Annotated in this window: 25 protein-coding genes and 1 pseudogene; 13 read left to right on the forward strand and 13 right to left on the reverse strand. The window is 70.3% G+C overall.

Going from position 1 to position 25,778, the window contains the following annotated elements:
* Together BIU91_RS09095 and BIU91_RS09100 are read left to right on the forward strand one after the other, a co-directional pair.
* On the forward strand, positions 1-1,193 hold a 1,193-nt coding region (locus tag BIU91_RS09095; protein ID WP_071405154.1), incomplete at its 5' end, for an MFS transporter.
* Entirely contained in the window at positions 1,186-2,166 is a 981-nt protein-coding gene (locus BIU91_RS09100; RefSeq protein WP_071405155.1) for an alpha/beta hydrolase, read from the forward strand. The genes BIU91_RS09095 and BIU91_RS09100, both read left to right, overlap by 8 nt.
* Positions 2,167-2,231: 65 nt before the next feature.
* Here the strand turns inward: BIU91_RS09100 and BIU91_RS19180 are convergent, their stop codons facing one another.
* The 3 genes from BIU91_RS19180 to BIU91_RS09115 all read right to left on the reverse strand — a co-directional run bounded on the left by BIU91_RS19180 (position 2,232) and on the right by BIU91_RS09115 (position 3,869).
* Positions 2,232-2,534 (reverse strand): hypothetical protein, encoded by a 303-nt coding sequence (locus BIU91_RS19180; protein WP_139196593.1) that lies wholly within the window; start codon positions 2,532-2,534, stop codon positions 2,232-2,234.
* 580 nt (positions 2,535-3,114) lie between these two features.
* Entirely contained in the window at positions 3,115-3,645 is a 531-nt protein-coding gene (locus tag BIU91_RS09110) for a hypothetical protein (protein ID WP_071405157.1), read from the reverse strand.
* Positions 3,646-3,650: 5 nt separating this feature from the next.
* A complete protein-coding gene (locus tag BIU91_RS09115; protein WP_071405158.1) occupies positions 3,651-3,869 on the reverse strand; it encodes a hypothetical protein in 219 nt (72 codons plus the stop codon).
* A 95-nt stretch (positions 3,870-3,964) separates the two neighbouring features.
* Here BIU91_RS09115 and BIU91_RS09120 point away from each other — a divergent pair.
* Positions 3,965-4,240: pseudogene (locus tag BIU91_RS09120) on the forward strand (MarR family transcriptional regulator); the annotation flags it as partial.
* Between the two features lie 132 nt (positions 4,241-4,372).
* Here BIU91_RS09120 and BIU91_RS09125 read toward each other — a convergent pair.
* Positions 4,373-4,966 (reverse strand): TetR/AcrR family transcriptional regulator, encoded by a 594-nt coding sequence (locus BIU91_RS09125; protein WP_071405160.1) that lies wholly within the window; start codon positions 4,964-4,966, stop codon positions 4,373-4,375.
* A 119-nt stretch (positions 4,967-5,085) separates the two neighbouring features.
* On the opposite strand from BIU91_RS09125, the gene BIU91_RS09130 reads away from it, so the two are divergent.
* Positions 5,086-5,943 carry an enoyl-CoA hydratase/isomerase family protein gene (locus tag BIU91_RS09130; RefSeq protein WP_071405161.1) on the forward strand — a complete coding sequence of 286 codons (858 nt, stop codon included), beginning with the start codon at positions 5,086-5,088 and terminating at the stop codon, positions 5,941-5,943.
* A 270-nt stretch (positions 5,944-6,213) separates the two neighbouring features.
* On the opposite strand, the gene BIU91_RS09135 is transcribed toward BIU91_RS09130, so the two are convergent.
* Positions 6,214-7,308 (reverse strand): SGNH/GDSL hydrolase family protein, encoded by a 1,095-nt coding sequence (locus BIU91_RS09135; RefSeq protein ID WP_071405162.1) that lies wholly within the window; start codon positions 7,306-7,308, stop codon positions 6,214-6,216.
* Between the two features lie 143 nt (positions 7,309-7,451).
* Positions 7,452-8,084: a TetR/AcrR family transcriptional regulator gene (locus tag BIU91_RS09140; protein WP_071405163.1), complete on the reverse strand. Its 633-nt coding sequence runs from the start codon at positions 8,082-8,084 to the stop codon at positions 7,452-7,454.
* A 104-nt stretch (positions 8,085-8,188) separates the two neighbouring features.
* On the opposite strand from BIU91_RS09140, the gene BIU91_RS09145 reads away from it, so the two are divergent.
* Entirely contained in the window at positions 8,189-9,316 is a 1,128-nt protein-coding gene (locus BIU91_RS09145) for an FAD-dependent monooxygenase (protein ID WP_071405164.1), read from the forward strand.
* Between the two features lie 71 nt (positions 9,317-9,387).
* Positions 9,388-9,747, forward strand: a complete 360-nt coding sequence (locus BIU91_RS09150) for a hypothetical protein (RefSeq protein ID WP_171907804.1) — start codon at positions 9,388-9,390, stop codon at positions 9,745-9,747.
* Between the two features lie 48 nt (positions 9,748-9,795).
* Here the strand turns inward: BIU91_RS09150 and BIU91_RS09155 are convergent, their stop codons facing one another.
* Both BIU91_RS09155 and BIU91_RS09160 read right to left on the reverse strand, forming a co-directional pair.
* Positions 9,796-10,266 carry a hypothetical protein gene (locus tag BIU91_RS09155; protein ID WP_071405166.1) on the reverse strand — a complete coding sequence of 157 codons (471 nt, stop codon included), beginning with the start codon at positions 10,264-10,266 and terminating at the stop codon, positions 9,796-9,798.
* Between the two features lie 147 nt (positions 10,267-10,413).
* Positions 10,414-10,821 (reverse strand): MerR family transcriptional regulator, encoded by a 408-nt coding sequence (locus BIU91_RS09160; protein WP_071405167.1) that lies wholly within the window; start codon positions 10,819-10,821, stop codon positions 10,414-10,416.
* An 89-nt stretch (positions 10,822-10,910) separates the two neighbouring features.
* Here BIU91_RS09160 and BIU91_RS09165 point away from each other — a divergent pair, with 89 nt between their 5' ends.
* Positions 10,911-11,894, forward strand: coding sequence for an aldo/keto reductase (locus tag BIU91_RS09165; RefSeq protein WP_071405168.1), 984 nt, complete (start codon positions 10,911-10,913; stop codon positions 11,892-11,894).
* Positions 11,895-12,003: 109 nt separating this feature from the next.
* Here BIU91_RS09165 and BIU91_RS09170 read toward each other — a convergent pair whose 3' ends face one another.
* Positions 12,004-13,215, reverse strand: coding sequence for an epoxide hydrolase family protein (locus tag BIU91_RS09170; protein WP_366556898.1), 1,212 nt, complete (start codon positions 13,213-13,215; stop codon positions 12,004-12,006).
* A gap of 61 nt (positions 13,216-13,276) precedes the next feature.
* On the opposite strand from BIU91_RS09170, the gene BIU91_RS09175 reads away from it, so the two are divergent.
* Positions 13,277-13,876 carry a TetR/AcrR family transcriptional regulator gene (locus BIU91_RS09175; RefSeq protein WP_071405169.1) on the forward strand — a complete coding sequence of 200 codons (600 nt, stop codon included), beginning with the start codon at positions 13,277-13,279 and terminating at the stop codon, positions 13,874-13,876.
* 364 nt (positions 13,877-14,240) lie between these two features.
* On the opposite strand, the gene BIU91_RS09180 is transcribed toward BIU91_RS09175, so the two are convergent.
* Genes BIU91_RS09180 through BIU91_RS09190 form a run of 3 tightly spaced genes read right to left on the reverse strand, consistent with a single transcriptional unit; the run spans position 14,241 to position 18,648 of the window.
* Positions 14,241-14,774, reverse strand: a complete 534-nt coding sequence (locus BIU91_RS09180) for a hypothetical protein (protein WP_071405170.1) — start codon at positions 14,772-14,774, stop codon at positions 14,241-14,243.
* A gap of 38 nt (positions 14,775-14,812) precedes the next feature.
* Positions 14,813-17,272: a bifunctional lysylphosphatidylglycerol flippase/synthetase MprF gene (locus BIU91_RS09185; protein WP_071405171.1), complete on the reverse strand. Its 2,460-nt coding sequence runs from the start codon at positions 17,270-17,272 to the stop codon at positions 14,813-14,815.
* 44 nt (positions 17,273-17,316) lie between these two features.
* Positions 17,317-18,648 (reverse strand): alpha/beta hydrolase-fold protein, encoded by a 1,332-nt coding sequence (locus tag BIU91_RS09190; protein ID WP_084740972.1) that lies wholly within the window; start codon positions 18,646-18,648, stop codon positions 17,317-17,319.
* 183 nt (positions 18,649-18,831) lie between these two features.
* Here BIU91_RS09190 and BIU91_RS09195 point away from each other — a divergent pair, with 183 nt between their 5' ends.
* On the forward strand, positions 18,832-19,524 hold the full coding sequence (locus BIU91_RS09195; RefSeq protein ID WP_071405172.1) for a CoA pyrophosphatase: 693 nt from the start codon (positions 18,832-18,834) through the stop codon (positions 19,522-19,524).
* Here the strand turns inward: BIU91_RS09195 and BIU91_RS09200 are convergent.
* A complete protein-coding gene (locus BIU91_RS09200; protein WP_071405173.1) occupies positions 19,436-20,665 on the reverse strand; it encodes an ROK family protein in 1,230 nt (409 codons plus the stop codon). The two genes, BIU91_RS09195 and BIU91_RS09200, sit on opposite strands and share 89 nt — an antisense overlap.
* Positions 20,666-20,797: 132 nt before the next feature.
* Between BIU91_RS09200 and BIU91_RS09205 the strand changes: the two genes are divergently transcribed.
* From BIU91_RS09205 to BIU91_RS09220, 4 genes are all read left to right on the forward strand, one after another.
* A complete protein-coding gene (locus tag BIU91_RS09205) occupies positions 20,798-22,096 on the forward strand; it encodes an extracellular solute-binding protein (protein WP_071405174.1) in 1,299 nt (432 codons plus the stop codon).
* Positions 22,097-22,108: 12 nt separating this feature from the next.
* The gene (locus tag BIU91_RS09210; RefSeq protein WP_071405175.1) at positions 22,109-23,065 is read left to right on the forward strand and encodes a sugar ABC transporter permease; all 957 of its coding nucleotides are present in this window, start codon (positions 22,109-22,111) and stop codon (positions 23,063-23,065) included.
* Positions 23,065-23,979, forward strand: coding sequence for a carbohydrate ABC transporter permease (locus BIU91_RS09215; RefSeq protein WP_071405176.1), 915 nt, complete (start codon positions 23,065-23,067; stop codon positions 23,977-23,979). The genes BIU91_RS09210 and BIU91_RS09215 overlap by 1 nt, the downstream gene beginning before the upstream one ends.
* A 92-nt stretch (positions 23,980-24,071) precedes the next feature.
* Entirely contained in the window at positions 24,072-25,730 is a 1,659-nt protein-coding gene (locus BIU91_RS09220) for a glycoside hydrolase family 13 protein (RefSeq protein ID WP_071405179.1), read from the forward strand.
* Positions 25,731-25,778 lie beyond the last annotated feature (48 nt).

Below are 25,778 nucleotides of genomic sequence, written 5' to 3' on the forward strand. Positions count from 1 at the left end.
TGATCGCCGTGCGGGTCGCGATGGGCGTCGCCGCGGCGATGACGACGCCCGGGTCGATGGCGCTGGCGTTCCGCCTCTTCGACGACGAAGGCCTCCGGGTGCGGGCGCTCACCGTCATCTCGACGGCCGGGCTCGTGGGGCTGGCCATCGGTCCGACCGTCGGCGGGTTCGTGCTCGCCGTCGCCCCGTGGCAGGTGCTGCTGCTGGCCGACGTGCCCATCGCGGTCCTCGCACTCGTCGGAATCCGGCTCGGTGTCGCCCGCGACGAGGCGGCGGGGCTCCGTCGCGATCCGGTCGACGTGGTCGGAGGGCTGCTCGGCACCGGGACCACGGCTGGAGCGCTCGTGGCGCCGACGATCCTGGTCGAGTCCGGAGCCGCTGGCTGGTGGGGGTGGGCCGTCCTCGCGCTCGCCGTCACCTGCGCGGTGGGGTTCGTCGCCCGCGAGCGGACCGCGCGGCACCCGCTGATCGACCTGCACCTGCTCGCCCGGCCACTCGTCTCGAGCGGCCTCGCGTTCAAGGCCGCGTCGGGTCTGGCCGTCGCGGGACTGTCGTACCTCGTGACCCTGCAGCTGCAGTTCGCCTGGGGCTGGCCGCCGGCGCTGGCCGCCGTCGGGACGTTGCCGCAGGTGGTCGTGCTGCTCGTCGGCGGCCGCTTCGTCGGGCCGTTCGTGCAGCGGGTCGGCCTGGGCCGCGCCGCCTGGATGAGCGCCGTCTCGGTCGTCTCCGGTCTCGCGGTCTTCGGCGCCCTGAGCCGGTACGGGTACCCGTGGGTGCTCGTCGCGCTCGTGCTCGTCGCCGCCGGCATGCGGGTCGTCGGCGTCGTCGCCGGCGCCTCGGTCCTCACGGGGCTGCCCGCCGACCGCACCTCCGTCGGAGCGGCGCTCGTCGACACCTCGAGCGAGCTCGCGGGTGGTGCCGCCGTCGCAGCGGCGGGGACCATCGTCGCCGCCTTCGTCGCCGGGAGCATCACCACGACCACCTGGACCGCCGTCCGGCTCGAGGGCTTCCAGGACGCCCTCACCGTCGCCGGGCTCGGCCTCGCCGCGGTTGCAGCACTGCTCGTCGTGGTCGGCATGCTCCGAGCCCGGCCCGCCGTCGAACCAGAGGACGAGGCCCCGTCCGACCCTGCCGACACCACCCCTGCACACACCGACCCGACCACCATCACCGAGGAGACCTCCAGTGTCTGACACCATCGCCCTCCCCCGCCCGCCGTTCGATCCCGAGTTCGTGCCCTTCCTCACCGCCATGGATGCGCGCGGCCGTTTCCACCTCACGGCGCAGATGCTGCCGCAGATGCGACAGCTGGACATGACGGAGGCGCAGCTCGACGAAGGACTGCGTGCTCGCGGCCTCGAGCGGAGCAGCATCACGATCCCGGGGCACCGCGGTGACCCGATCGACCTCGCCGTGATCCAACGCACCGGCCGCACCGGCACGGCTGCCCTGGCCTACGCGATCCACGGCGGCGGCATGATGTTCGGCCACCACCTCGGCAACCTCGACTCCTACGACGAGTGGCTGCTGGTGCACGACGTCGTCCTGGTCAGCCCCGACTACCGCCTGGCGCCGGAACACCCGGACCCGTACCCGGTGGAGGACTGCTACGCCGGTCTCGTCTGGGCAGCCGAGCACGCCGACGAACTCGGCATCGACCCGGAGCGCATCGTCCTCGTCGGGCAGAGCGCCGGTGCCGGTCTCGCTGCCGGCACCGCCCTCCTCGCCCGCGACCGACAGGGGCCCTCCGTCATCGGCCAGGTCCTCGTGAGTCCCATGCTCGACGATCGCGACGCGACACTGTCGGCTCGGCAGTTCGACGGTGTCGGAGTCGCCGACCGGCAGATGACACGGTTCGGCTGGGACGCCTACCTCGGTGACCGGCGTGGTGGCGAGGACGTGTCGATCTACGCCGCACCCGGCCGCGCGACCGACCTCGCCGGGCTCCCGCCCGCGTACATCGACTGCGGCAGCACCGAGGTGTTCCGCGACGAGACCGTCGCCTACGCCAGCTCGCTGTGGGCGGCAGGAGTCCAGGCGGAACTGCACGTGTGGCCGGGAGCGTTCCACGGATCGACGAGCATGATGCCCGACGCGAGGCTGTCGAAGCGGGCCGTGCAGGCTCTGCGCGAGTTCACCGGGCGCCTCCTCAGCCCGGCCGTTTGACGGCAGTCCCGGCACGGGCGAACCGTGGCGCTCGTGCCGGGACCGGCTCCTGTTCGCAGCATCAGCTAGATCCGGTCCAGGGAGACCACCGTGACGACTATCGGCCACGCCTCACCGTCGAGCTGCACGGACCGCAGCCCGCGCGGCAGAGCTTCGCCCTCATCGGACGCGACGACGACTCCCTGCAGCCCGATGAGGTGCCCGGAACCCCGGCTGTAGTGCACGCGATCACCGACGACGGGCATGACGATGGTGTCCGCCGCCAGCTCCTCTGCAGCGAGTTCGACGACGAGAGACCAGGACTCCATGAGCACGTCGGCGAGCTGTGCCTCGAACCCGCCGCGTTCGTCGAGCTCCGCGTCGCGCACCTCGGGATCCACGATCCTCGCGACTGGCAGGACCTGCGGGCCGATCGTGCGCGCGACTCCGCATCCGATCGCGACACCCAGGCCGGCGAGGGACCGCCCCGTGCTCGCCATCTCGAACCGCAACGGGACTGGCTCAGCAACGACCTGACGGAGTCCGCCGTTCGAGGCGCCGCCGGTGTGCGCTCGCGCGGCAGTCGCCTTCACCGCGCCGTGGCGTCGTGGCGCGACCGGAGCTGCCCTTGTCCGCCGGAGATCACCGCCGAACTGCTCGCCGAGATGCTTCTTGAACGCGAGGGCACCAGGCCGTCGCTCGTCGTAGTTGTCCATCGGGTCGCCTTCGGGTCGGCTTCTCGCAGCCTCGGGTCAGGCTGTTCCCGGACCGTACTGCCGGACAACCGGCGCACACGACGGTTCCTCACCGATCTTGCGGTAACCAGCAAGGCCGATTCGGAGTTCGCGCCAGCGCAGCCGTCGTCAGCTCCGACCTCGGCTCCCGCCCGAGCGGAGTTGCGATCGGCATGCGGAACGGATGCGCCCTTGCGAACTCCACGGAGCAGCTACCGACCCAGCGCCGCAACGCTCAATCGTCGCTGGCGACGAGGAGCGTCAGCATGCCGTGCTTCCTGGACACGGCGACGAACTCGATGAATCCCGCCGTTCCGACGACCCCTCCCCACTCGTGGAGAGCACCGGCTCCGAGGTCTGGAAGCTCCCAGACATCTGAGTCCGCGGCCTCGATCGCCCGGACCTCCGCCCCGATCGCCGAGAGCAGTTCCGGGGGCAGTTCACCCTCGCTCAGGGCCCACGCCCAGATCCGGTCCGCGACTGCACTGCGCTCGCGACGCCGGAACGCGGGGACTGTGATGTGGTCGAGGAGGTACGGGCCGTGGATCTCTCCTGCCTCCGGCTCCTTCTCGCGCGGTGCCGCGTAGGTGTGCGAGTACCAAGGGTTCCCGATCAGGGCAGCGAGCAGTTCTTCGTCGGAAGCCGTGCGGGCCACGTCGAACGTGAGGACGTCGATCCAGCGGAAGTCGGCACCGTTCACCCGGAACGACACGAAGCGCTGCCCGGTGTACCGGAGGGCTGCTGCGCCGTCGGTTGATGCTGTCATCGTCTCTAGCCGCCGATCACCGAACGGCGGCGATTCGTTCGCCGAAGCGCGGACCGCCACAGTCTGAAGCCGGTGGCCAGCAGGAGGACGCCGAGGACGATGTTGAAGACCACGAGCAACACGTCGAGGTCCGGACGACTCAGACGCACGATGGACGTCGCGATGAAGAACAGTCCGGACACGATTGCGGCTGTGCCCAACACCTTCGCGCTCACGACGTCCACGTGCCGAACCTACTGCTCCCCACGCGCCGGACTGAAACCGTCGCTGAGCAGCTCGGGTTGGAGGCCAAGGAGTTCTTCGTGCTCGGGGAGGTCAACGACTGCCCCACCCCGCGGAGCTCGCTGTCCGTCTCGTCCTGCCCAAACCGAGCGTGACCGTGTACCTGAAGGGCCTCGAGGCGAAGGGCTTCGTCCGGCAGGACATCGACCCTGCCGACCTTCGCCGGCACCGCCTGGCGGTCGCTCCCGAAGGTGCGGAGGCCCTCGACAAGGCGCTCGAGGTCCTCTCGGCGAAGTTCGACGAATGGCTCGTACCCCTCGAAACAGACGAGCAGGCGGAATTCCAGCGACTGCTGGCCAAGCTGCTCGCCTAGTCAGGTTTTCGGAGCTGCAAGCCGCGAGGGCTAGCGGAGAACATCGAAGCCCCAGCCGACGTGTTCTAACCGATCCCTCACCGGGCCGGGAGCGCCCTCCACCGCGCCAGGCAGCGCATGGTCGAAAGCTCGTCAGCGACCCGTTCCCTGGGCAAGGGCCGCGAAAGCGTCCTCGACCAGCTCACCGAGGCGCTCAGCTCCGCCGCTCTCGACCCATCCGTCGTACGCGACGATGACGCAACCCAAGGCGGCCATCACGATTGTCTGCACCGCGATGCGTCGCAACTGGCTGCTGGCTTCACGCTCGACGAGCACCGCAGCGAGTCCTTCTCGCCAGGTTGCCTGCTTCTCGTGGAGCCGGGCCCACAACGCGGGCGTCGACCAGACCAAGTCGAGTCGCGCGAAGCCCGCCTCGGAATCGTCCTCGATGAGCGCCACGGCGGGCTTGACCGCGTGACGAAGCGCAGTCCAGGTGTCCTCCGAATCCGGACGCTCCCCGAGGGCTTGTGCCATCTGCTCACCGAGGGGATCGAAGACGTGCAGGACGACGTCCTCCTTGCTGCCGAAGTAGCGCAAGAAGGTGCTCCGAGAAACCCCTGCTCGTCCGGCCAGGTCCTCGAACGTGACGGCCTCGAAGCCTGACTCCAGGAAGCAACGGAGCCCGATGCTCCCCAGCTCGTCCCGCACCGCCGCTCGTCCGATCGCTCGCGTGCTCATCGGGTTCATGCATCGATCCTACGAGGATGTGCACTCACTTGCAGGAATGATGCGGAGTCCCTATCGTGATACTCAGTGTCACGCACGACGCCCGGCGTCACCGCCGCGTCCCCAGAGGGAGAAGCCCCATGACCTACAACCTGCCCGCCCTGCGCATCACCGTCGCCGACGGCGTTGCGAACGTCACGATCGACAACCCACCGCTGAACCTCTCCGACGGCACCCTGCTGCCGTCGATCCGCCGGTTCGTCGCCCAGGTCCGTGAAGACGACGACGTGCGAGTCATCGTCTTCGACAGCGCCGACCCGGACATCTTCATCGCACACGGCGACACCCGATTCATCACGGAACCCGAGGTCATGTCGACAGCCGTCACCGCGACGATGGAGGCGAACCCGGACGCAGAGTTCCCCGCAGACCTCAACCTCATGCAGGTCGTCCACGAAGAGGTCCGCTCGCTTCCGCAGGTCACGATCGGCAAGCTGACCGGCCTCGCCCGAGGTGGTGGCAACGAGTTCCTGATGGCTCTCGACATGCGCTTCGCCGCCATCGGCGCTGCCGGCCAGGCGCAGCCGGAGGTGCTGATGGACATCATGGCCGGCGGTGGAGGCACCCAGTACCTGACCGCACTCGTGGGCCGGGCGCGTGCACTCGAGATCCTCCTCGGTGCGCAGCTCGTCGATGCCGAACTCGCAGAGCGGTACGGTCTCGTAAACCGAGCACTCCCGGCCGACGAGATCCACTCCTTCGTCGACGCGTTGGCCCGCCGGATCGGCGGGTTGCAGCCCGCAGTCGTGTCCGCCGTCAAGAAGGCGGTGAACGCTGCCCCGAGCGCGATCACCCGTGCAGGCTTGGTGGCAGAGAACGCGCTCCTCGGCCCGTTGTTCACCCCGGCCGCGGCCGACCGCGCGCACGTCCTGCTCGCCGCGGGCATGCAGACCCGCGACGGCGAACTCCGACTCGAATCAGTGATCAGCGGACTCTGATCCGACCACCCCGACGGGAACCCGCCGGAATGCTCCAGAGCGGCCGACGCAGCACACGCCGGCCACTCACTGCATCTCGGGTGAGACCCGCGGTGCAACGACAGACGCCCGGTGGTCCACACGAGGCGGACGGGAGGTGGGCCCCACCAGCCGGTACCGGCGCACCGCGCCAGCGGGGTGACGGCCGTGCCTGGAGGGACGGTGCCAGCTGGCACCGGGCCTCCCGTCCGTCTGCTGGTCATGTCCATGACGTGACCAGCAGGCGCAGGCTCAGCGCGATCCGACGATCGCGGCCTTGGTCTGGTCACGCAGGTACGCGATGCCGGCAGCGTTCGGGTGGAGTGCGCCGAAGAGGATGGAGTACTTCGTCCCATCCAGCGGCGTGCTGTCCGCAGCAGTGCCGCGATCGGTCAGAGTGAGTCCCGCCATCCATGCGGAACCCGACGCTGCACAGGGCGTGTGCGTGGCAGAGCCCTGCAGCGTCGAGACGTAGGTGAAGCCACGAGCTTTCGCCGCAGCCTTGACCGCTGCGTCGAGCGCGTTCTGGGTGCGGTGGAAGTAGGCGGTGTCGGTGGCGGTGAAGGGGAATGCGTTCTGCGGGAACGGCGGCTCGAGACCGGAGTCACCGAGGAGGCTCGAGAAGCATCCCTTCGGGGCCTGCGCCGTACCCGGCGCGATCATCGGGTAGCCGACGACGAACACCTTCGCCTGCGGAGCACGCTGCGCGATCACGCGGAACGTCGCCGCGAGCCGGGGTGCCACGACGGTGCGGATGCGCGATGCGAGTCGATCCCGCGTGACGCCGTGCACGACCGGTGCGTAGTAGTCCTTGCAGTGGTCGTAGGTCTTCCCGTGGATCTCCGAGAACACCGGGCCGGCCTTGTCCAGTGCGACGCAGTTCGCGATGACGCCGGAGAACCCCAGGTCGTTCCCGCCGATCGACACCGTGACGACGTCCGTGTCCTTGGACAGCGCGTCGGCCTGGACCGGCGCGGTGGCACTTGCGGCTCCGGTCTTCTGCGCGACCCGGGAGATGTTGCCGGTGGTGGCACCGGCGCAGGCGCGGTCGTCGAGCTGGAGTCCCAGGGATGCCGCGACCTGGTGCGGGTAGTCGGTGGAGGACTGGAAGCAGCCGGCCGCCGGACCCGAGCTGTAGGGAGCGACGCCGAAACCGCCCGCGTACGAGTCGCCCAAGGCCACGTAGTTGTCACCGCTGGCGGCGGCCACGGACTGGGTGGGCGCCGCGCCGTCGGCGTTGGCCGCGGAGACGGGCCCGGCCGCCCCGACAGCGAGCGCTGCCGCCGTGAGGACGCCGCTGGTGATCAGCAGCGCGTTGGTCCGGCGGAGGCGAGGAGCGTGACGCATGGAGCAGGTTCCTTCCAGAGGGCCTATTCGACAGACGATCGTCTGACAAGTAGACGGTAGGTCGGTGGGACGCCCCGCGCCATGAGAGGGCCACAAGGTGCATCGGATGCGTTCCGCGCACCCGCCCTGTCCTTCGATGTGGATCAGGCCGGCGCGCACCAGGTGGACAGGTGGTCCAGCGCCGCTCCGGCCGTGGCCACCAAGCGCTTGCGGGTCGATTTCCGGTCGGCGTCCGCGAGGACCGCGTCGCCGATGGCCTCGGTGGTCTGCTGCACGACGGCCACGAGCGCGGCAGCCTGAGCACGCCGGGTCATCGAGTCGAAACCCGTGTCCGCCAGTTCTGCTGCCACCGCGGACGTGACTTCGTCGTAGAACTCCAGCGCCCGTCGCCGGAGCACCGCGCTGAGCCGGCATTGCGCTGGGAACTCCCCTCGCGCCAAGGCTGGGTCCTCTGCGACGTACCGATCGACATCCTCGAGGACGATGGTGCGCATCGCTTCCGCGGGCGACTGCTGCGCACCTCGGTCCGCAACCGCAGCTCGGATTTTCTCGAGCACCTCGTCGGCTCGGTCGAACACCAGATCGGGTTTGGTCGGGAAGTAGTTGTAGACGGTCTGATCCGAGACGCCTGCAGCTCGGGCCACGTCTGACATCGACACCTCGTCGTACCCGTGCTCAGCGAACAGCCGTGCAGCAACGTCACCCAGGCGCTCGCGGGTCTCCCGTTTCTTGCGCTCTCGCAGCCCCGACGGAACACCCTCGCTCGACTCCACCATCCCCCGAGTCTGACACGAAACGTTGAGTGACCCAAAGTTCTGGTACGTTGGCCGAACTTAGAGTCACTACAAGTTCGGTGGATACCGAGGAACGAGGACGATCGATGACAACGCAGGAGCAGGAACAGGTACTCATCGCAGGAGCGAGTTTCGCTGGGCTCACGACCGCGCTGTGGATGCGTCGGCTCGGGTACGACGTCTCGATCGTCGAGGTCGCTTCCGGGTTGAAACGAGGCGGCACCCCGGTCGACATCCGCGACGACACCATCGCGATCGTCGATCGGATGGGTCTGCTCGAGCAGATCTCGGCGAAGGCGCTCGCGCCGCGGGTGACGGAGTTCACGACGCCGCAGGGAGACCGCATCGCGCGGATGGATCCCGTGCCGCCCTCGGCCGGATCGACGGGCGACGGCTACGAGATCCACCGCGACGACCTGCTCGACATCCTCGCCGCCGCGACCGAGGGCGAAGTGGAGATGCTGTGGAACAACTCGGTCACATCCCTGCACGAGACCGACGAGGAGCGCGTGCACGTCACCTTCCGCGACGGAACCGAACGGGACTTCTCCATGGTGTTCGGCTGCGACGGCAACCACTCCACAGTGCGTCGACTGCACTTCGGCGAGGAAGCGCGATACAGCCACTTCCTGCGGACGTACTTCTCCGTCGCCATCCTCGACGACCTCGTCATCGAACCGCAGACGACCCGGATCACCAACGCACCGGGCGTCACGATGCTGGTCAACTCGTACGACACCACCACCGACCTCGTCCTCGGCTTCCGCTCCGAGCAGGAGATCCCCTTCGACCACCACGACGAAGCGGCACAGAAGCGCATCCTCCGCGAGCACATGCTCCGGGCCGGTTCGCCGTTCTCGGACCACGTCGACGAGGCCATCGGCGCCGAGACCTTCTACTTCGACAAGCTCAGCCAGATCAAGATGCCGGCGTGGACGTCCGGCCGCGTCGCACTCGTCGGCGACGCCGGTTACTGCCCTTCCCCGGCCGCCGGCATGGGCGGCTCGCTCGCCATCATCGGCGCCACCGCACTCCACGACGCCCTCCGGGACGCGGACGGCGACGTCGAGCAGGCATTCGCTGACTACGAGCGCGCGCTCCGGCCGGTCGTCGACGCGGTACAGCACGACGCCGAGCACATCGGTGTCAGCAGCTACTTCCCCGCGACCGCGGACCAGATCGATGCGCGCAACAGGATGCTGCTCGACCGCTGACCACGGCCCGAACCGCCGCCGAGGCTGCGGAGGTGACCAGGCACCGGACGAACACCCGACGAGCGATCGTCGTGACCGTTCTGATCGTGGGTGCCGCGGCCGTCCTGTTCATCGGTCTGCGCGCCGCACTGCTGTTCGCGGGGGCGACGGAAGGCGACGTGCCGGCGACGGCGTCGATCCCTCTGCCGGCCGGGAGCAGGGTGGTCGACGAGGAGGAGCAGTGCGCGTCTGGCGGGTGCTGGTCGCTCGTGTCCGTGCAGCCGCCGTCGGGGGTGAGCCCGTCCGAACTGTCGACGACGTTGGGCACTGAACCGTTCGCGAGGCTGCCCGGGACGCTGTGGGATCCCCGCGTCGTCAATCTGACGTCGGAGGTCCAGGGCGAACTCCTCGTGGTCCGAGCGGACTACTGGTCGCGCGAACTCCCACCCTGACCGGCGGGTGGGGTTGTCACCTGACGCCTGCACCGTCACCGACCGGGGTCAGTGACTGTCGGTCATCCCGCTGCTGACGTACGAGGAGTTGACCGTGTCGTCGGTGAGCGTGCAGTTGTAGATGGCATACGGGTCGGTGTGCCCGTCGTCGAACGTGAAGGGGTAGATGAGCTGGTAGGTCCCGTCGCTGCCCGGGTACCCCGACGGATCGTTCGTGAAGGTCAGGGTCACACCGGCATCCGCGGCCCCCTTGCTGCACTCGTCGTAGATGTGCTGCGCGAGCGCCGACGTCCCGGGCTCCTGCGACGGGGACGACGACGGAGTCGACGGAGGTTGGTTCACCGGGGTCGCGGCGTCGGTCGCGGTCGGAGACTGGGACGTGACCGGGGTCTTGTCCCCGGTCATCGCCGTGGTGGCGGACGGCGACGGAGTCGCGGTGCTCGCAGCACAGCCGCTCAGGGCGGCGACCATGACGCAGGCGGCCACCGCTGTGACGCTGAGGTGGGTTCGGGTGTTCATCGGTGGTCTCTCCTTCGGTCGGAGCAGGGGTCGCTCACTGAGAGATGTCGTGCGACGGCCGATCCTGACACGATCACCAGTCTGTGAGCAGCTTCGATCGGTGTCGTGGTTCTCGCGCCGTAGCCGATGGCCGACCGGGCAGGAAGGTCAAGCCGCCGATGGGGCGCCGGTCGCGGCGATGGTCTCGCGGTACGCCTCGATCTTCCGTTCCAGTGCCGCGAGGTGCCGCTGCACCTCCGCCTGCCGAGCGAGGACGGTCGCATGGTGCTGCTCGAGGAGCGCGAGTCGTGCGACATCGTCGGCACCAGCTCTGTACGCGGCCGCGTAGTCACGCATCTCCTGCACGTTCATACCGGTCCCGCGGAGCATCACCGTCCCGGCGAGCCAGCTCAGCGCCGCCGTGTCGTACCGCCGCCATCCATCCTGACCGCGATCAGGAGGCGGCGCGATCCCTTCCTTCTCGTAGTAGCGGATCGTGTCGACCGTGATGCCGAGCAGCTCCGCCGCAGCGCTGATCGTGACCGGTCCGTCGACGTGGACCTCGGGAAGGAGCATGAGCCGAGTCTCCCACTTGACATGGTGTGCACACCAGGGTGGAAGGTCGTCATCGTCCGGGTCGTCCCGGCGACGAACGGAGAACACGCATGCAGCAGACCCCTCTCGGCTCCCAGGGCCTCGTCACGTCCGCACTCGGGCTCGGATGCATGGGCATGAGCGCCTTCTACGGCGGTGCAACCGAAGCCGGTTCCGTCACGACCATCCGTCGCGCCCTCGACCTCGGGATCACCCTGTTCGACACCGCGGAGGCGTACGGGCCGTTCGAGAACGAGAAGCTCCTCGGCCACGCGCTCGGCTCTGATCGAGAGAGCGTGGTGGTCGCGTCGAAGTTCGCCACCGACTTCGCCGACGACGGTCAGCCGATCGGACTCGACGGCTCCCCGGAGCACGCACGCCGCGCGATCGACCGGTCCCTGAGCCACCTCGGAACGGACCGAGTCGACCTCTGGTACCTCCACCGGGCAGACCCGAACGTGCCGATCGAAGACACGATCGGCGCGATGGCTGAAGCCGTCACCGCCGGCAAGGCCCGCTACATCGGGGTCTCCGAGACCTCGGCCGAGACCCTGCGACGTGCGCACGCGACGTTCCCCATCACGGCGATCCAGTCCGAGTACAGCCTCTTCGAGCGCGACGCCGAACACAACGGCGTCCTCGACACCGCGTCGGAGCTCGGCATCGGGTTCGTGCCCTTCTCGCCGCTCGGCCGCGGGTTCCTCTCCGGCACCGTCACCCGCAAGGACGACCTCCCCGAGGGCGACGCACGGCGAAACCTCCCCCGGTTCTCCGACGAGGCGATCGACGCGAACCTGCACGTCGTCGAGGCGCTGAAGGTCATCGCCGACGAAAAGGGCGTCACGACCGCGCAACTCGCGCTCGCGTGGCTGATGCAGGCCGGCACCGTCCCGATCCCCGGCACCACGAAGGCCTCTCGTGTCGAGGAGAACGTCGCCGCAGCCGACGTCGTCCTCACCGAGAACGACCTCGCCCGGATCGGGGCTGCCTCCCCGCACGGCGTCGCCGTCGGGACCCGCAACACCGAAGCAGGAATGGCACGCGACCGCGGCTGAGCCGAACCGCACCGTCCGGATCGGGCAAAGCTGCGCTGCGAACACTCCGCCGGGCGCAGCGCTCGCGCTGCAGTGCTGCAGCACTGCAGCACTGCAGCACTGCTGAGCGTCACGGCCCGGTCGGTCCGGCTGCACGGAGCGACTGCAGGCCGACGCGGATCTCGTCCACCAGCCGATCGGGTTGTTCGAGTGCGGCGAAGTGGCCGCCCCGGTCGGCGACCGCGGAGTGGACGAGCGAGGAGTACTTGTCCGTGATCCAGCTCTGCGGCAGCAGTGGGATGTCCGCAGGGAAGACGGTGACGGCGACCGGGAGGGTCAGTTCAGGACCCGCCATCGTCGCCGAACGGTTCTCCCAGTAGATCCGGGCAGCGGACGCCGCACTGTTCGTGAACCAGGAGAGCGAGATGGTGTCGAGGATGGAGTCGAGAGGGATGGCATCCTCGGCGAGGCCGCAGTTGTCGGTCTTGGATTGGTACTTTTCGTAGATCCACGCCGCCTGACCGACAGGGGAATCGGCGAGTGCGAATCCCGGTGTCTGCGGCTTGGTGGCTTGGAGGTGGTTCGATCCGCCCAGCACGCCGCTGTACTGGGCGAGGGTGTCCACAGCATGCTGCTCCTCCGGCGACAGCGACGCGGGGATGTGCTCGGGGAAGGCGTACGGAGTGTTGAGGTGGATGCCGAGCAACCCCTCGGCGTGGGACGCCGCAAGGGCCGTCGTCACCGCCGAGCCCCAGTCACCGCCGTGCGCCACCCAGCGGGTGTACCCGAGGCGGTGCATCAGTTCCGCCCACGCCGCTGCGATCCGCCGGACATCCCAGCCGGTGCCGGTGGGTTTGCCGGAGAACCCGGAGCCGGGCAGCGATGGGATCACGACGTCGAACGCGTCTTGGGCACGGCCGCCGTGCGCGACCGGGTCGGTGAGGGCGTCGATCATCGGCAGGAAGTCGAGGACCGAGCCCGGCCAGCCGTGCGTCAGGATCAGCGGGAGCGCCTCGGGGTGCGGGGACCGGACGTGGAGGAAGTGGACGTCGAGACCGTCGATCTCCGTCAGGAACTGCGGGCGGCGGTTGAGGTCGGCCTCGACCCGGCGCCAGTCGTAGCGGTGGAGCCAATGGTCGACCAGGGACCGGGCATGCTCGGTGCGAACACCCTGGGACCAATCCGTCACCGTTTCAGGATCGGGCCAGCGGGTCCGGCCGAGACGGTCCCGGAGGTCACGGATGTCCTCATCCGGAACGGCGGCAGTGAACGGGCGGAGGGGCGCTGCAGCGGCGTGCGGTCGATCGGTCACGATGTTCCTCCTGACGATGTTCCGATGCACAGTAGTGTGCAACGACATGTGGACCGTACTCCATTGCACAACCATGTGCAATGATCGGAACATGGCGACGGAGACTGCTCGGACCCGGGCGACGGAGGCGACCCGTGCCCGCATCCTCGACGTGGCCCGGGAACTCCTCGGGCGACGGCCGGAGGCGAGCATGGGCGACATCGCCGCAGCAGTCGGCGTGGTCCGCCGGACCGTCTACGGGCACTTCCCGGCCCGGGACGACTTGGTACGGACACTCGCCGAAGCGGCGGTCGACGAGATGACGACCGTGCTCGAACGCGTCGATCAGCCCCGGACGCCAGCTGACGAGGTGTGGGCGCGGTTCCTCGTCGAGTTGTGGCCACTCGCACACCGGTACCGGGTGCTGCTCGCGCTGCGTCGGGGCGAGTACGGGGAGGACATCCACGCGGTGCTGCGGTCGGTCGACGCGGCGCTCGCGACCCTGGTCCGACGGGGGCAGGACGACGGCGTGTTCGGGACACATCTGCCCCCGGAGGCGCTCGCACGGCTCAGCTCAGCGACGGTGTTCGCGATCGCCGACGATGGGAGCGACGATCCCTCCCTCGATGTCGAGGCCGCAACGATCACCAGCCTGTTCATGCTCGGCGTGGCAACGGAACGTGCGATGGAGCTTGCGCGCCGCACCTCGTAGCCGGGGAACGACTGCTGTTCACCGTCCCCGGGAGGTCCACCAGCCGGTACCGGCACACCGCGTCAGTGGGGTGACGGCCGAGTCTGGAGGTGAGCCCCACCAGCCGGTACCGGCGCACCGCGTCAGCGGGGTGACGGCCGAGCCTGGAGGTGGGCCCCACCAGCCGGTACCGGCGCACCGCGCCAGCGGGGTGACGGCCGAGCCTGGAGGGACGGTGCCAGCTGGCACCGGGCCTCCCGTCCGTCCCGTGGTCGCGTCGACGACGCGTCAGCTTTCCCAGGGCCAGTACGTCTGGCAGGTCTCGGGGCCGCCCTTCGTCGGGCTGCTGACCTCCACCGGCCCCCAGATACCTGACGACCGGGGTTCAGCCCCCGCTGCGCTCCCGACGACGCACCCGCAGCGTGCCGATCCCCTGCACGATGCAGACGACGCCGCTCGCGACGACGATGACCCCGGTCACGATCCGGCCGATGGAGAATCCTCCGAACAGCAGCGGGGCGACCGCGACACCGATGAAGATCGCGCCCATCACGATGACGACGACCGGGTTCTGGGCGACGAAGAACCGGCGCCCACCGTTCGCTTCGGCGAGCGCGCGGTCCCGAGCACGCGGGACGGCGTCCGGCGATCGACCCGCGCGGCGATCTGCACGCCGTCGCCGGCTGCGCAGGAGCAACCACACCGCCGCGCCGATGACGACGGCCGCTCCGATCGCGATCCACTCGACGAGCTGGAAGAACCCGAAGACGATCATCAGGACGAACCCGACCGCGACGCCCACGAACATGTCCGTGGTCATCCGGTCGGTCCGGCCGTCGACACTCGTGACGTAACCGGGGCGGCGTTCGTACGGATCGTGCTCGTCCACGGCCGGTCCGTCGGCCCGTTCGGTTCCCATGCTCCGAACGTACCGACGGTGCGACGGGCCCGTCCGGGTCAGCCCACTCGTTCCGCCTGCTGCTCGGCCCGGACCCCGTGTGCCGGACGCCGCTCCCGCACGATCGCCACCGCCTGGCGCAGCGACAACCCCGGCAGGTAGGTACGGACGATCGCGACGCCGATCGTGGGCAGCGCCACCGGGTCCGGGTACGCCATCACCAGCGGGTGCAGGTCTGGCCCGAACTTCGCCTTGAAGCGCAGCAGGGAGCGGAACCCGTAGACGGGCTCGAGCGCGCCGCCGACGACGTCGAGGACCGATTCGACGCCGCTCCGCCCGGCCCCCTGCGGTTCGGCCGACGACGCGAGTGGTGCGGCGGACAGGCTGAGCCGCTCGGCACCGTCGGCGCGCATCCGGTCGACTGCACTCGCGACCAGGAACTCCATCACGCCGTTCGGAGCGTCCGGGGCGCGGCGCATCACGTCGAGCGTCCATCCGACCACCTGCCCGGCGCGGTACGCCGGCAGCCAGCTGGTGACGGCGAGCACGGTGCCGTCCGACCCCAGGGCGACGAGCGTGCGGACGGCGGGGTCGCGCATCTCGTCGATCCCGCCCAGGGTGAACCCCATCTCGGGCAGTTCGCGCTCGGCGACCCACTCCTCCGAGATCGCCTCGATCTGGCGGGTGACCGAGCCGGGCAGCGAGGCCCAGTCCGACCAGAGCGCGGTGGTGCCGGAGCGGGCCGCCTTGTTGACGGCCGTGCGGACGTCCTGCTTGCGCTTGCCCGTCGTGGTCCAGGTGCGGGGGTCGAGGTCGGCGTCCTCGGCCACGGGGAGCGTCGTCCAACCGAGCCGGGCGAGCGCAGCGCCGAGGGTGGCGTCGATGCCGTAGAAGACGGGCGTCCAGCCGTGGTCGTCCGCGGCCCGTGCGAAGCCCTCGAGTGCCGCCAGCCGCGCGTCCTCGTGTCCGAAGGGGCCACCGGTCGTCACGGCGACGCTCCCGGTGCGGTGGTACGCGACACCGGCGCGGCCGTCCTCGGTGAACCAGTACTCGTTGCCGGGCCAGGTGGTCATCCACCCGAAGGTGTCGCCACCGCCCGCGACCAGCAGTGCCCGAGCGGCCACCCGAGCGGCGTCCTGCCCGTCGAGGTCGCTGTCCGAGCGCCCGGCGCCGGTCGGCCGGACCGCGGCGATCGCCACGGCGAGCCACAGGAGCGGGCCGGAGACGCCCACGACGAACCGCAGCGCCGGGTCGGCCTGCGCCAGGTGCGTCGGCAGCGTCACGGGCGCGATCGGGCCGAGCACGGCGAGCGCCAGGTGGAGGGGCTCGCGCACGCTGTCGCCCGAAGCCACGGCGACACCGACGACGACGACCGCGAGCACCACGGCCGAACCGGCGACCGTCAGGACGAAGGTCCGGAGTCGTCGCTGGTCGGTCCGGACCGGGAAGTCCGCGCGGCGCAGGACGAGCACCACGGCGGTCGCGATCGGCACCAGCACCGACGCGGCGATCGAGAGCGAGACCGCGAGGTGGTCCGACGCCAGGCGCTGCACGACGGCGTGGTGGCGTTCGGGCAGCACCCCGTACGAGACGGCGGTCGCGACGCCGGAGACCAGGTCGACGGTCGCGACGAGCCACAGTGCGAACCTGCTCCCGCGCCGGAGTCCCACGGCGCCGACCGCCAGGACCACGAGCGGCATCACGGCCAGCAGCGAGTGGAACAGGCCGTGCGGGTGCACCTCGGCGAGCGCCCGGACGCAGCTGGCGGTCACCCCCGTCACCGAGCAGTGCGGCATCCGCCCGGTCGGCCCGGTGTCGAGCACCACGGCGAGCGGGGCGAGCAGCCCGAACTGGGCACCGGTGACGAGCGCGAGGACGGGCCCGACGGCCGACACGGTCACCGCGGCCACGAGCAGCACCCGGGTTTCGCGTGAGGAACTCCGGGTCCACCCGCTCCGCACCGGCGACCGTCGCAGCACGCGGCCGAGCACCAGGCCGACGAGCAGGGCGAGTGCCGCGTGCAGGTCGGACGCGTGTCCGGCGTAGAGCAGCAGTGCCGCGACGACGGCGATCGACACCACCCGGATCCGGCGTCGCCACAGCGCGCCGGCGAACGCGCTCGCGGTCACGATGGTCCCGGCGATCCAGGTCCAGGGGCCGACGTGTCCCAGGTGCACGAGGAAGCCGCGGTTCGCCGGGGCGCCGTCGAACAGCTGCAGCAGGGCGCCGAGCCCCGTCCCCACCACGGTCGTGACGACCATCGCGAGCAGGGTGCGCCGCCAGCCGAGCAGCCGTTCGGACGCCGCGGTGCAGACCACGACGGCGACGAAGGTGACGAGGAACCCGACGACGCTGCTCGTCACCGCGACCACGCCGAGCGGACCCATCGTCCCGCCCAGGGTGTCGGGTGTCCGGCCGTCCTTCGTGCCGAGGCATCGGAGCACCACGGCGGCGATGCCGGCGACGATCGTCAGGGCCGAGACGACGCTCGTCAGCGGGTACCGACGGGCTGCCGGCACGAGCCGTCTCGGATGCGCCCACGCGAGGGCCGCGACCACCGCGCTCACCGCAGGCCCAGGTGCGCGATGACGCCGGGCATCCCGACGCGCAGGGCGTAGCGGACGGTGTTCCAGTCATGGGCGGAGCCCTCGGACACGAACAGCCGGGTCTGCATGCCGGCGGCGTTCGCGGCGGCGCGGAGTGCCGTGGTCGAGGCGACGTAGGGCTTGTCCTCACTGCCGTAGGCGAAGACGGTCAGGTGCCCGGGGTAGGGCCCGTGCGCACGCATGATCGCCCGCGGTGCCGCTGCGGCGTACCGCGAGGCCGAGCCGCCGAACCCGTACCGGATGCTGTGCTGGACGGAGCCGTTCAGGGGTGCGAGCTCGCTCGAGATGGCGAAGGTCGTGCCGAACACGCCGGGGTGTGCGGTGGAGAACTGCATGGCACACGTGGCTCCCTGCGAGAACCCGACGATGCCCCAGGCCGAGGGCGCTGCCCCGACGCGCAGGTGCTGCCGGATCCAGTTCGTGGTGTCGGTCATGATGTACGTCGCGGAACGGCCGAGGGACGAGTCGACGCACATCGGGTTCCGGTCCGGCGCTCCGAGTTGGTCGGGTGCGACGACGATCGGGGCGAGTCCGTGGTGGGCCTCGGCGAACGCGTCCATCACCGCGCCGAGCCGACCGGCCTGGAACATGTCGCTCGGCTGCCCGGGTTGCCCGGCCAGGCTGATGAGGACCGGCAGGGTCGGTGGTCGCTCGGTCAGGGCGGCCGGCGGCAGGTACACCACCGCCGGCCGTGCGTGGAAGTGGGAGACGGTCGACGGGATGGCGACCGAGAGCACCTTCCCGCGTCGCGGCATGTCGGCGGGCGCCCGCCAGGTGGCCGGGTCGACCACCGGACTGGAGGCGCGTCCCACCCCCGTCTCGTGTCCCAGCGGACCCGACGGGTACGGATCGGTCGTCACGGCCTGCTCGATCGTGCGGTACGCCCCGAAGTCGACGTTGACGCCGAGGACGGCGGCCAGGGCCACCGCCACCGCCGCGAGCACGCCGAGCACGCGGCGGAACCAGCCGCCCTGGACGACCGTCACGACGAGGAGCCCGACACCGCCGAACGCAAGGGCCACCCACATCCGGGTGATCGGGGTGAACGACACCCCGTATAGGTTCTGCACGTCCCCGAACCACCACACCGCGACCAGGCCGATCCCGGCGCCGACGGCCACGGCGCCGAGCCGCCAGAGCAGGCCCCGGACCGGATGCCGGGAGTGACGACCGAACGCCGGCAGGAGCGCGGCGACGGTGAGGAGCCCGGCGGCGACGTCGACCGGGACGAGCACGGACGGTGTGACGACGGCGACATGGAACAGGGGTCGGAGCAGATCGTGGAACATGGGGCCTCCCGGCGGACGGTGCAATCGTGTCGGCGGCCCGCTGCGAACAGGGCACCGAGGCGCTTCCGGTTCGCACAGTTCCCACCTGTGCGGCTCCCAGACGGCACTCGAACAACGCCCAGTGAGGCGTTCGGTGCGACGCTGCCGCGGGACCGCTCGGTGGCGCGCACCTAGGGTGAACGGGTGACGCACGACGGATCGGGACGGGCTGCACTCGCGGCGGTCGCAGCGGACGGCTGGGGGGACGGTGGGCCACTCGTCGAACCCGGTGGCACGGCCTCACCACGTCGGGCCGCGGTCCTGATGCTCTTCGGCGCGCTCGACCACACGCCGAGCGACCGACCGGCGGCAGCGCCCGGCGTCCCGCGGGACCTCGACGTCCTGCTCCTCGCCCGGGCCACGACCCTGCGCGCGCACGCCGGCGAGGTCGCGTTCCCCGGCGGACGCATCGACCCCGGTGACGCGGACGCCGTCGCCGCCGCGCTCCGCGAGGCACAGGAGGAGACGGGGCTCGAACCCGCCGGCGTCGAGGTGCTCGGCACCCTGCCGGCCGTGCCCCTGGCGTTCTCGAACCACCTGGTCCGGCCCGTCATCGGCTGGTGGCGCGTCCCCTCACCGATCCGCGTCGTCGACGAGCACGAGTCGGCGGCGGTGTTCCGGGTCCCCGTGGCCGACCTGCTCGACCCGGCGAACCGCGGCGTGACCGTGATCCGCCGCAGTGGTCAGGAGTGGCGCGGGCCGGCGTTCACCATCGAGGCCGACGGGGACGAGCACCTGGTGTGGGGCTTCACCGCGATGCTGCTGGATGCACTGTTCGACCGACTCGGCTGGACGGAACCGTGGGACCTGAACCACGAGGTGCCGCTGCCCGAGTGAGCACCGGGAACGACAGCGGGTCGGCCCGCACCGCGTCGACCGCGTGGGCCACGGCTCCGATGACGACGACGTCCGCCCCGAGCGACGACGCGACGAGTTCGGGCACCGGGTCGAAGTGTCCCTTGGCGAGCAGGTCGCGCGCGCGGTCGATGACGGCGACCGCGGGCTGGGCGATCGCCCCGGCGACCACGACGCGGTCGATGTCGAGCAGGCTCGCGAGCAGGATGCAGACTCGGGCCAGGCGGTCCCCCAGACGGTCGACGATCGTGCGCGCGACCGGGTCGCCGCTCCGTGCGGCCTCGAACACCAGGGCGGCGTCGGCGGCGAGCGCGGCGTCCGCGGGGATGTGCCCGGCGGCGACGGCGTCGGCCACGAAGGTGCGGGCGACGGCGCCGATGCCGTCGGACGAGCCGACACCCTCGACGAGTTCGAGCACCCGCATCTCCCCGGCGCCACCGTGGGCACCGCGCAGCAGGACCCCGTCGACGACGAGGCCTGCGCCGAAGCGTTCGCCGGACAGCAGCGCCGCGAACGAGGCGTCGCCCGAGGACGGCCGCTCGGCGAGCGCGGCGAGGTTCGCGTCGTTCTCGACGAGCACCCGCCCGTCCGGCACGGCGTCGGCGAACCCCGGGTTCATCCGGACCCAGAAGCCGCCGTCGTCGGGCGAGGCACCGGCGGCGTCGACCGGCGCCGGGATGCCCACGACCGTGACCAGGACCCGTCCGCGGTCGACGTCGGCCGAGGCGAGTGCGGCAGCCACGGTGTCGGCGAGGACCCCGAGCCGCACGGGCACGTCGAGACCCGATGCACCCAGCGACCCCTCGGCACGACCGAGCACCGTGCCGCGCAGATCGGCGACGAAGGCGGTGACCCGGTGCTGGCCGGCGTCCACACCGACGACGACCCCGGCGACCGTGTCGAGCTCGTAGCGACGGGCGGGGCGTCCCATCCGGTACTCCCCCGCGGCCCGGGCGTCGTCGAGCTCGCGCAGCCAGCCGAGCCGCACGAGCTCCTCGGCCGCTCCCAGCACGGTCGACCGGGTCAGGCCGGTGGCGTCGATCGCCTCGGTCGCGGTGAACGCCGACGAGTCGAAGGCGTACGCGAGCAGCGTCTCTGCGCTCGTTCCACGGGGTGGCGGCATGTCGTGACCCTATCGCGCGACGAGTTCCTTGCGGAATTAGATTTTCTCGCTACATTTAGTTCCGCGGGCAGCATCGGAGCCGCTCGCGGGACGGAACGGCAGGGACGCCGGGTCCGGACGGACGGAGACGACGTGCAAGCACACGCCACCGCCAGGAGCGCAGCATCGGTCAGCCGACGCGGGTTCCTGCTGGGAGCGGGCGGCATCGGGGCGGGCCTCGCGCTCGCCGGATGCGCCCCGATCGGGTCCTCGAGCGCCAAGCCGGAGACCATCACGTTCTACGTGTCGAAGCCCGAGGTCATCGGCTACTTCGACGACGTCATCGCGCAGTTCCACCAGACCCAGTCGAAGGTCCGGGTCGTGCGCGACTCGACCTCGAGCATGTCCGCGAACTTCGTGCGGAACCGGCCGCCGGACCTCGGGTGCTGGAACTACAACTTCTCGGTCGTCCCGTTCGTCGAGCACGGCGCGCTGACCGACCTGTCCGACCTGCCGCAGGCCGACACCATCAACCCCGACCTGTGGCCGCTCATGGAGCAGACCGCCGACTACCCCGGCCGGAAGAGCGCCCTGCCGTACTCGGTGACCGCGGCGTCGGTGATCTACAACAAGGCGCTCTTCGCGCAGCAGGGGCTCGAGGTCCCGACGACGTGGAGCGAGTTCGCCGACGTGTGCGAGCGCCTGACCAAGGCCGGCATCGCGCCGATCTACGGCACGTTCAAGGACAACTGGACGATCGCCCAGGGCATGTTCGACTACTCGATCGGCGGGATGATCGACACCCCGGCGACCTTCGAGGCGCTCCGGCGCGAGGGCACGAACGTCGGCAAGGGATCCGCCGTCTCGTTCGAGCGCGACCTGCGGAAGCCGATGGAGCGCATGGTGCAGCTCCGCGCCTGGCACCAGGACGGCGCCGCGAGCCGCGGGTACGGCGACGGCAACCTCGCCTTCGCCCAGGGCAAGGCGGGCATGTACCTGCAGGGGCCGTGGGCCCTCGGCGAGATCGCCAAGACCACAAAGGACATGGACCTCGGCACCTTCCCGCTCCCCGTCACCGACGACCCGGCCGACCGCAAGGTCCGCGTGAACGTCGACCTGGCGCTCTGGATCCCGGAGGCGTCGCGCAAGCAGGAGGCTGCCCGCGAGTTCCTGTCGTTCCTGATGACCAAGCAGGTCAACGACAAGTACAACGCGGACAACAACGGCTTCGGGGTCCGCAAGGACGCTCCCCCGGCGTCGAACCCCGCCCTCCGCGGCATGCAGTCGTACTACGACGACGCAGCCTTCTACCTCGGCGCCTCGCAGCTCATCCCCGCCGAGATCCCGGTCGCGAACTACGCGCAGTCGATCGCCTTCGGCGGCGACCCGCAGCGCCAGCTCCGCACCCTCGACGCCGACTGGGCGCGTCTCGCGCTCCGCACGGCCGCGTAAGGAGACGTCCGAATGGCAACCACGACCACCGAATCCATCACGACGGCGGACCGCCGCCGCCGTGGCGAAGCCGCACCGGGCCTCCAGGCCGGACGACGGGACGGACGACGCAAGCCCCGCGTCGACCCGCTCTTCCTGGCGTTCCTGCTGCCCACCCTGGTGCTCTTCACGCTCGCCATCACGCTGCCGGCGGTGATGGGCATCGTGCTGAGCTTCACGAACTCCGTCGGCTTCGGCGAGTTCCGGTTCACCGGGCTCACCAACTACATCGCGGTGTTCTCCGACCCCGCGATCCTGCAGGCGTACCTGTTCACGCTCGGGTTCTCGCTCGTCACCGTGATCGTCGTGAACGCGATCGCGTTCCTGCTCGCCATCGCGCTGACGTCGAAGATCCGCGGCAAGATCGCCCTGCGTGCGGTGTTCGTGCTGCCGATGGTGATCTCGGGCATCGTCATCGCCTACGTGTTCTCGTTCCTGTTCGCGAACAGCCTGCCGGGCTTCGCCACCGCGATCGGCTTCGGGCCGCTCGAGCAGAGCATCCTGGCGAACCCCGACCTGGCCTGGCTGGCGATCGTGGTCGTCACCGCCTGGCAGGCGATCCCGTCGACGCTCCTCATCTACATCGCCGGCGTCCTCTCGATCCCCGGCGAGGTGTACGAGGCGGCAGCCCTCGACGGTGCCAGCGCGTGGCGGCAGCTCGTCTCGATCACCGCACCGCTGACGGCGGGCTACATCCTGATCAACCTGGTCATCGGGTTCAAGAACTTCCTGAACTCGTACGACATCATCGTCGGCCTGACCGACGGCGGCCCCGGCACCTCGACCACCAGTGTCGCGATGTCGATCTTCAAGGGCTTCAACGGCGGCGACTACGCCTACCAGATGGCGAACGCCACGATCTTCTTCGTCATCGCGGTCGTCATCGCCGTGATCCAGCTGCGGGCGACCCGCGGGAAGGCAGCGCTCTGATGTCCCTGCAAGCACCCCTGCGACCGGGGACCACCGCGACCGGCAGCATCCGTTCCGTCGACGCCGACCGGTCCTCCGGCTCGGGCAAGGCCGGCCGCGGTCGTTCCAACTGGCCCGTCACCGTCGTCCTCGTGCTGTGTGCGCTGTCGGTGCTCGTGCCGCTGTACGTCACCCTGACGATGGCGTTCAAGACCACCGGCCAGGCAGTCGACGGCAACGCGTTCTCGCTGCCGGCACCGTTCAGCGTCGACGGCTTCGTGCAGGCGTGGCAGCTGACCGACTTCCCGCGGGCGTTCGGGGTCTCGGTGTTCGTCGCCGCGATCACCGTCGTCGGCACGATCCTGCTCGCCTCGTTCACGGCCTACGCGATCGCCCGGAACTGGGACCGCCGGCTGTTCCGCTGGTCGTTCTTCTACCTGCTCGCGGCGATGTTCCTGCCGTTCCCGGTGCTCGCACTGTCGCAGGTGAAGCTCACCGGACTCGCGCACCTGGACAACCCGCTCGGTGTCGCGATCCTGCACGTCATGTTCCAGCTGTCCTTCAGCGTGCTGCTCTTCACGGCCTTCCTGCGGTCGATCCCGGCGGAGCTGGAGGAGAGTGCACGCATCGACGGTGCGAGCACGGGGCAGGTGTTCTGGCGACTCGTGTTCCCGCTGCTGGCACCGATGAGCGCCACCGTCGGCATCTTCGCGTTCCTCGCGTCCTGGAACGACTTCGTGATGCCGTCGCTGATCACCTCCGACCCGGCGCTGCAGACCCTGCCGGTGCTGCAGCAGATGTTCCAGACGCAGTTCAGCAACAACTACAACGTGTCGTTCGCCTCGTACCTGATGGCGATGGCCCCGGCGATCATCGTCTACCTCGTCACCCAGCGGTGGGTGATGGCCGGCGTGACCCAGGGCGCCATCAAGTGACCGACACCGCCGGTGCGGGCCCGACCGCGATCGCCGGTGCGGGCCCGACCGACACACATCCCTCGAACCCCTCGACCCACGAAAGGCCCGACGTGACCGACACCCTCGCCCAGCCCGCCGCCACCTCGCATGACGAGACCTGGTGGCGCCAGGCCAGCGTCTACCAGATCTACCCCCGCTCGTTCGCCGACGCGAACGGCGACGGCATCGGCGACCTGCCCGGCATCACCGAGCGGGTGCCGTACCTGGCCTCGCTCGGCATCGAGGCCGTCTGGCTCAGCCCCTTCTACCCGTCCGCCCTGGCCGACGGCGGCTACGACGTCGACGACTACCGCGACGTCGACCCGCGCCTCGGCACCCTCGACGACTTCGACCGGATGGTCGAGGCACTGCACGCCGCCGGCATCCGGGTGATCGTCGACGTCGTCCCGAACCACACGAGCGACCGGCACGAGTGGTTCCGCGAGGCCCTCGCCGCACCCAAGGGCTCCCCCGCCCGCGACCGCTACGTGTTCCGCGACGGCACGGGCCCGTCCGGCGAGGACGCCCCCGCCGACTGGATCTCGATCTTCGGCGGCCCGGCCTGGACCGCCGTCGGCGACGGCCAGTGGTACCTGCACAGCTTCGCGAAGGAGCAGCCCGACCTGAACTGGGCGAACCGCGAGGTCCGCGACGACTTCCTGCACACCCTGCGCTTCTGGTCCGACCGCGGCGTCGACGGGTTCCGCATCGACGTGGCCCACGGCCTGGCGAAGGACCTGGGCGAGACCCTGCCCACCTGGGCCGAGCTCGCCGAGATGCCGAAGGACGGCACGCACCCGCTCTGGGACCGCGACGACGTGCACGAGATCTACGCCGAGTGGCGGACGGTCTTCAACGAGTACACGCCGGCCCGCACCGCGGTCGCCGAGGCCTGGGTCCCCGCGCACCGCCGCGCCCGCTACGCCAGCGCCGAGGGGCTCGGTCAGGCGTTCAACTTCGACCTGCTCGAGGCCGACTTCGACGCCGGCCAGTTCCGCACCATCATCGAGTTCAACCTCGGCCTCGCCGAGCAGTCCGGCTCATCGACCACGTGGGTGTTCTCGAACCACGACGTCGTCCGGCACGCCACCCGCTACGCCCTGCCGCCCCGCGCCGGCGGCACCGACAAGCAGGGCAGCGCCTGGCTGCTCGCCGGTGGCTCGCAGGACGCGCTCGACCGGTCGCTCGGCCTGCGTCGCGCACAGGCCGCGACGCTGCTCGAGCTCGCCCTGCCCGGCTCCGCCTACGTGTACCAGGGCGAGGAGCTCGGGCTGCACGAGGTCGGCGACATCCCGGACGCCGACCGCCAGGACCCGGCGTTCTTCCGCAACCCGGGCGTCGACGTCGGTCGTGACGGCTGCCGCGTGCCGATCCCGTGGACGCGCACCGGCTCGTCGTTCGGCTTCGGTCCGGACGGCTCGCACCTGCCGCAGCCGGCGTGGTTCGCCGACTCCAGCGTCGAAGCCGAGGACGCCGACCCCGACTCCACGCTCAACCTGTACCGGAAGGCGCTCGGCCTGCGTGGCCAGCTGCAGTCCGAGGAACAGCTCGAGTGGATCGAGACCGGCCGCGACGACGTGCTCGCGTTCCGTCGGCCGAACGGCTGGACGAGCGTGACGGTCTTCGGCGACGAGCCCTTCCCGCTGCCGGCCGGCGAGCTGCTGCTCGCCTCGGCCCCCGTGGTCGACCGCGCCCTGTCGGGCGTGGGGACGGCCTGGTTGCGTTCCTGACGCGACCCGCGCCCTGGGCGCGACCGGATGACGGACTGGAGGCGCGGT

The organism is Curtobacterium sp. MMLR14_002, from assembly GCF_001864975.1.
GTDB lineage: Bacteria > Actinomycetota > Actinomycetes > Actinomycetales > Microbacteriaceae > Curtobacterium > Curtobacterium flaccumfaciens.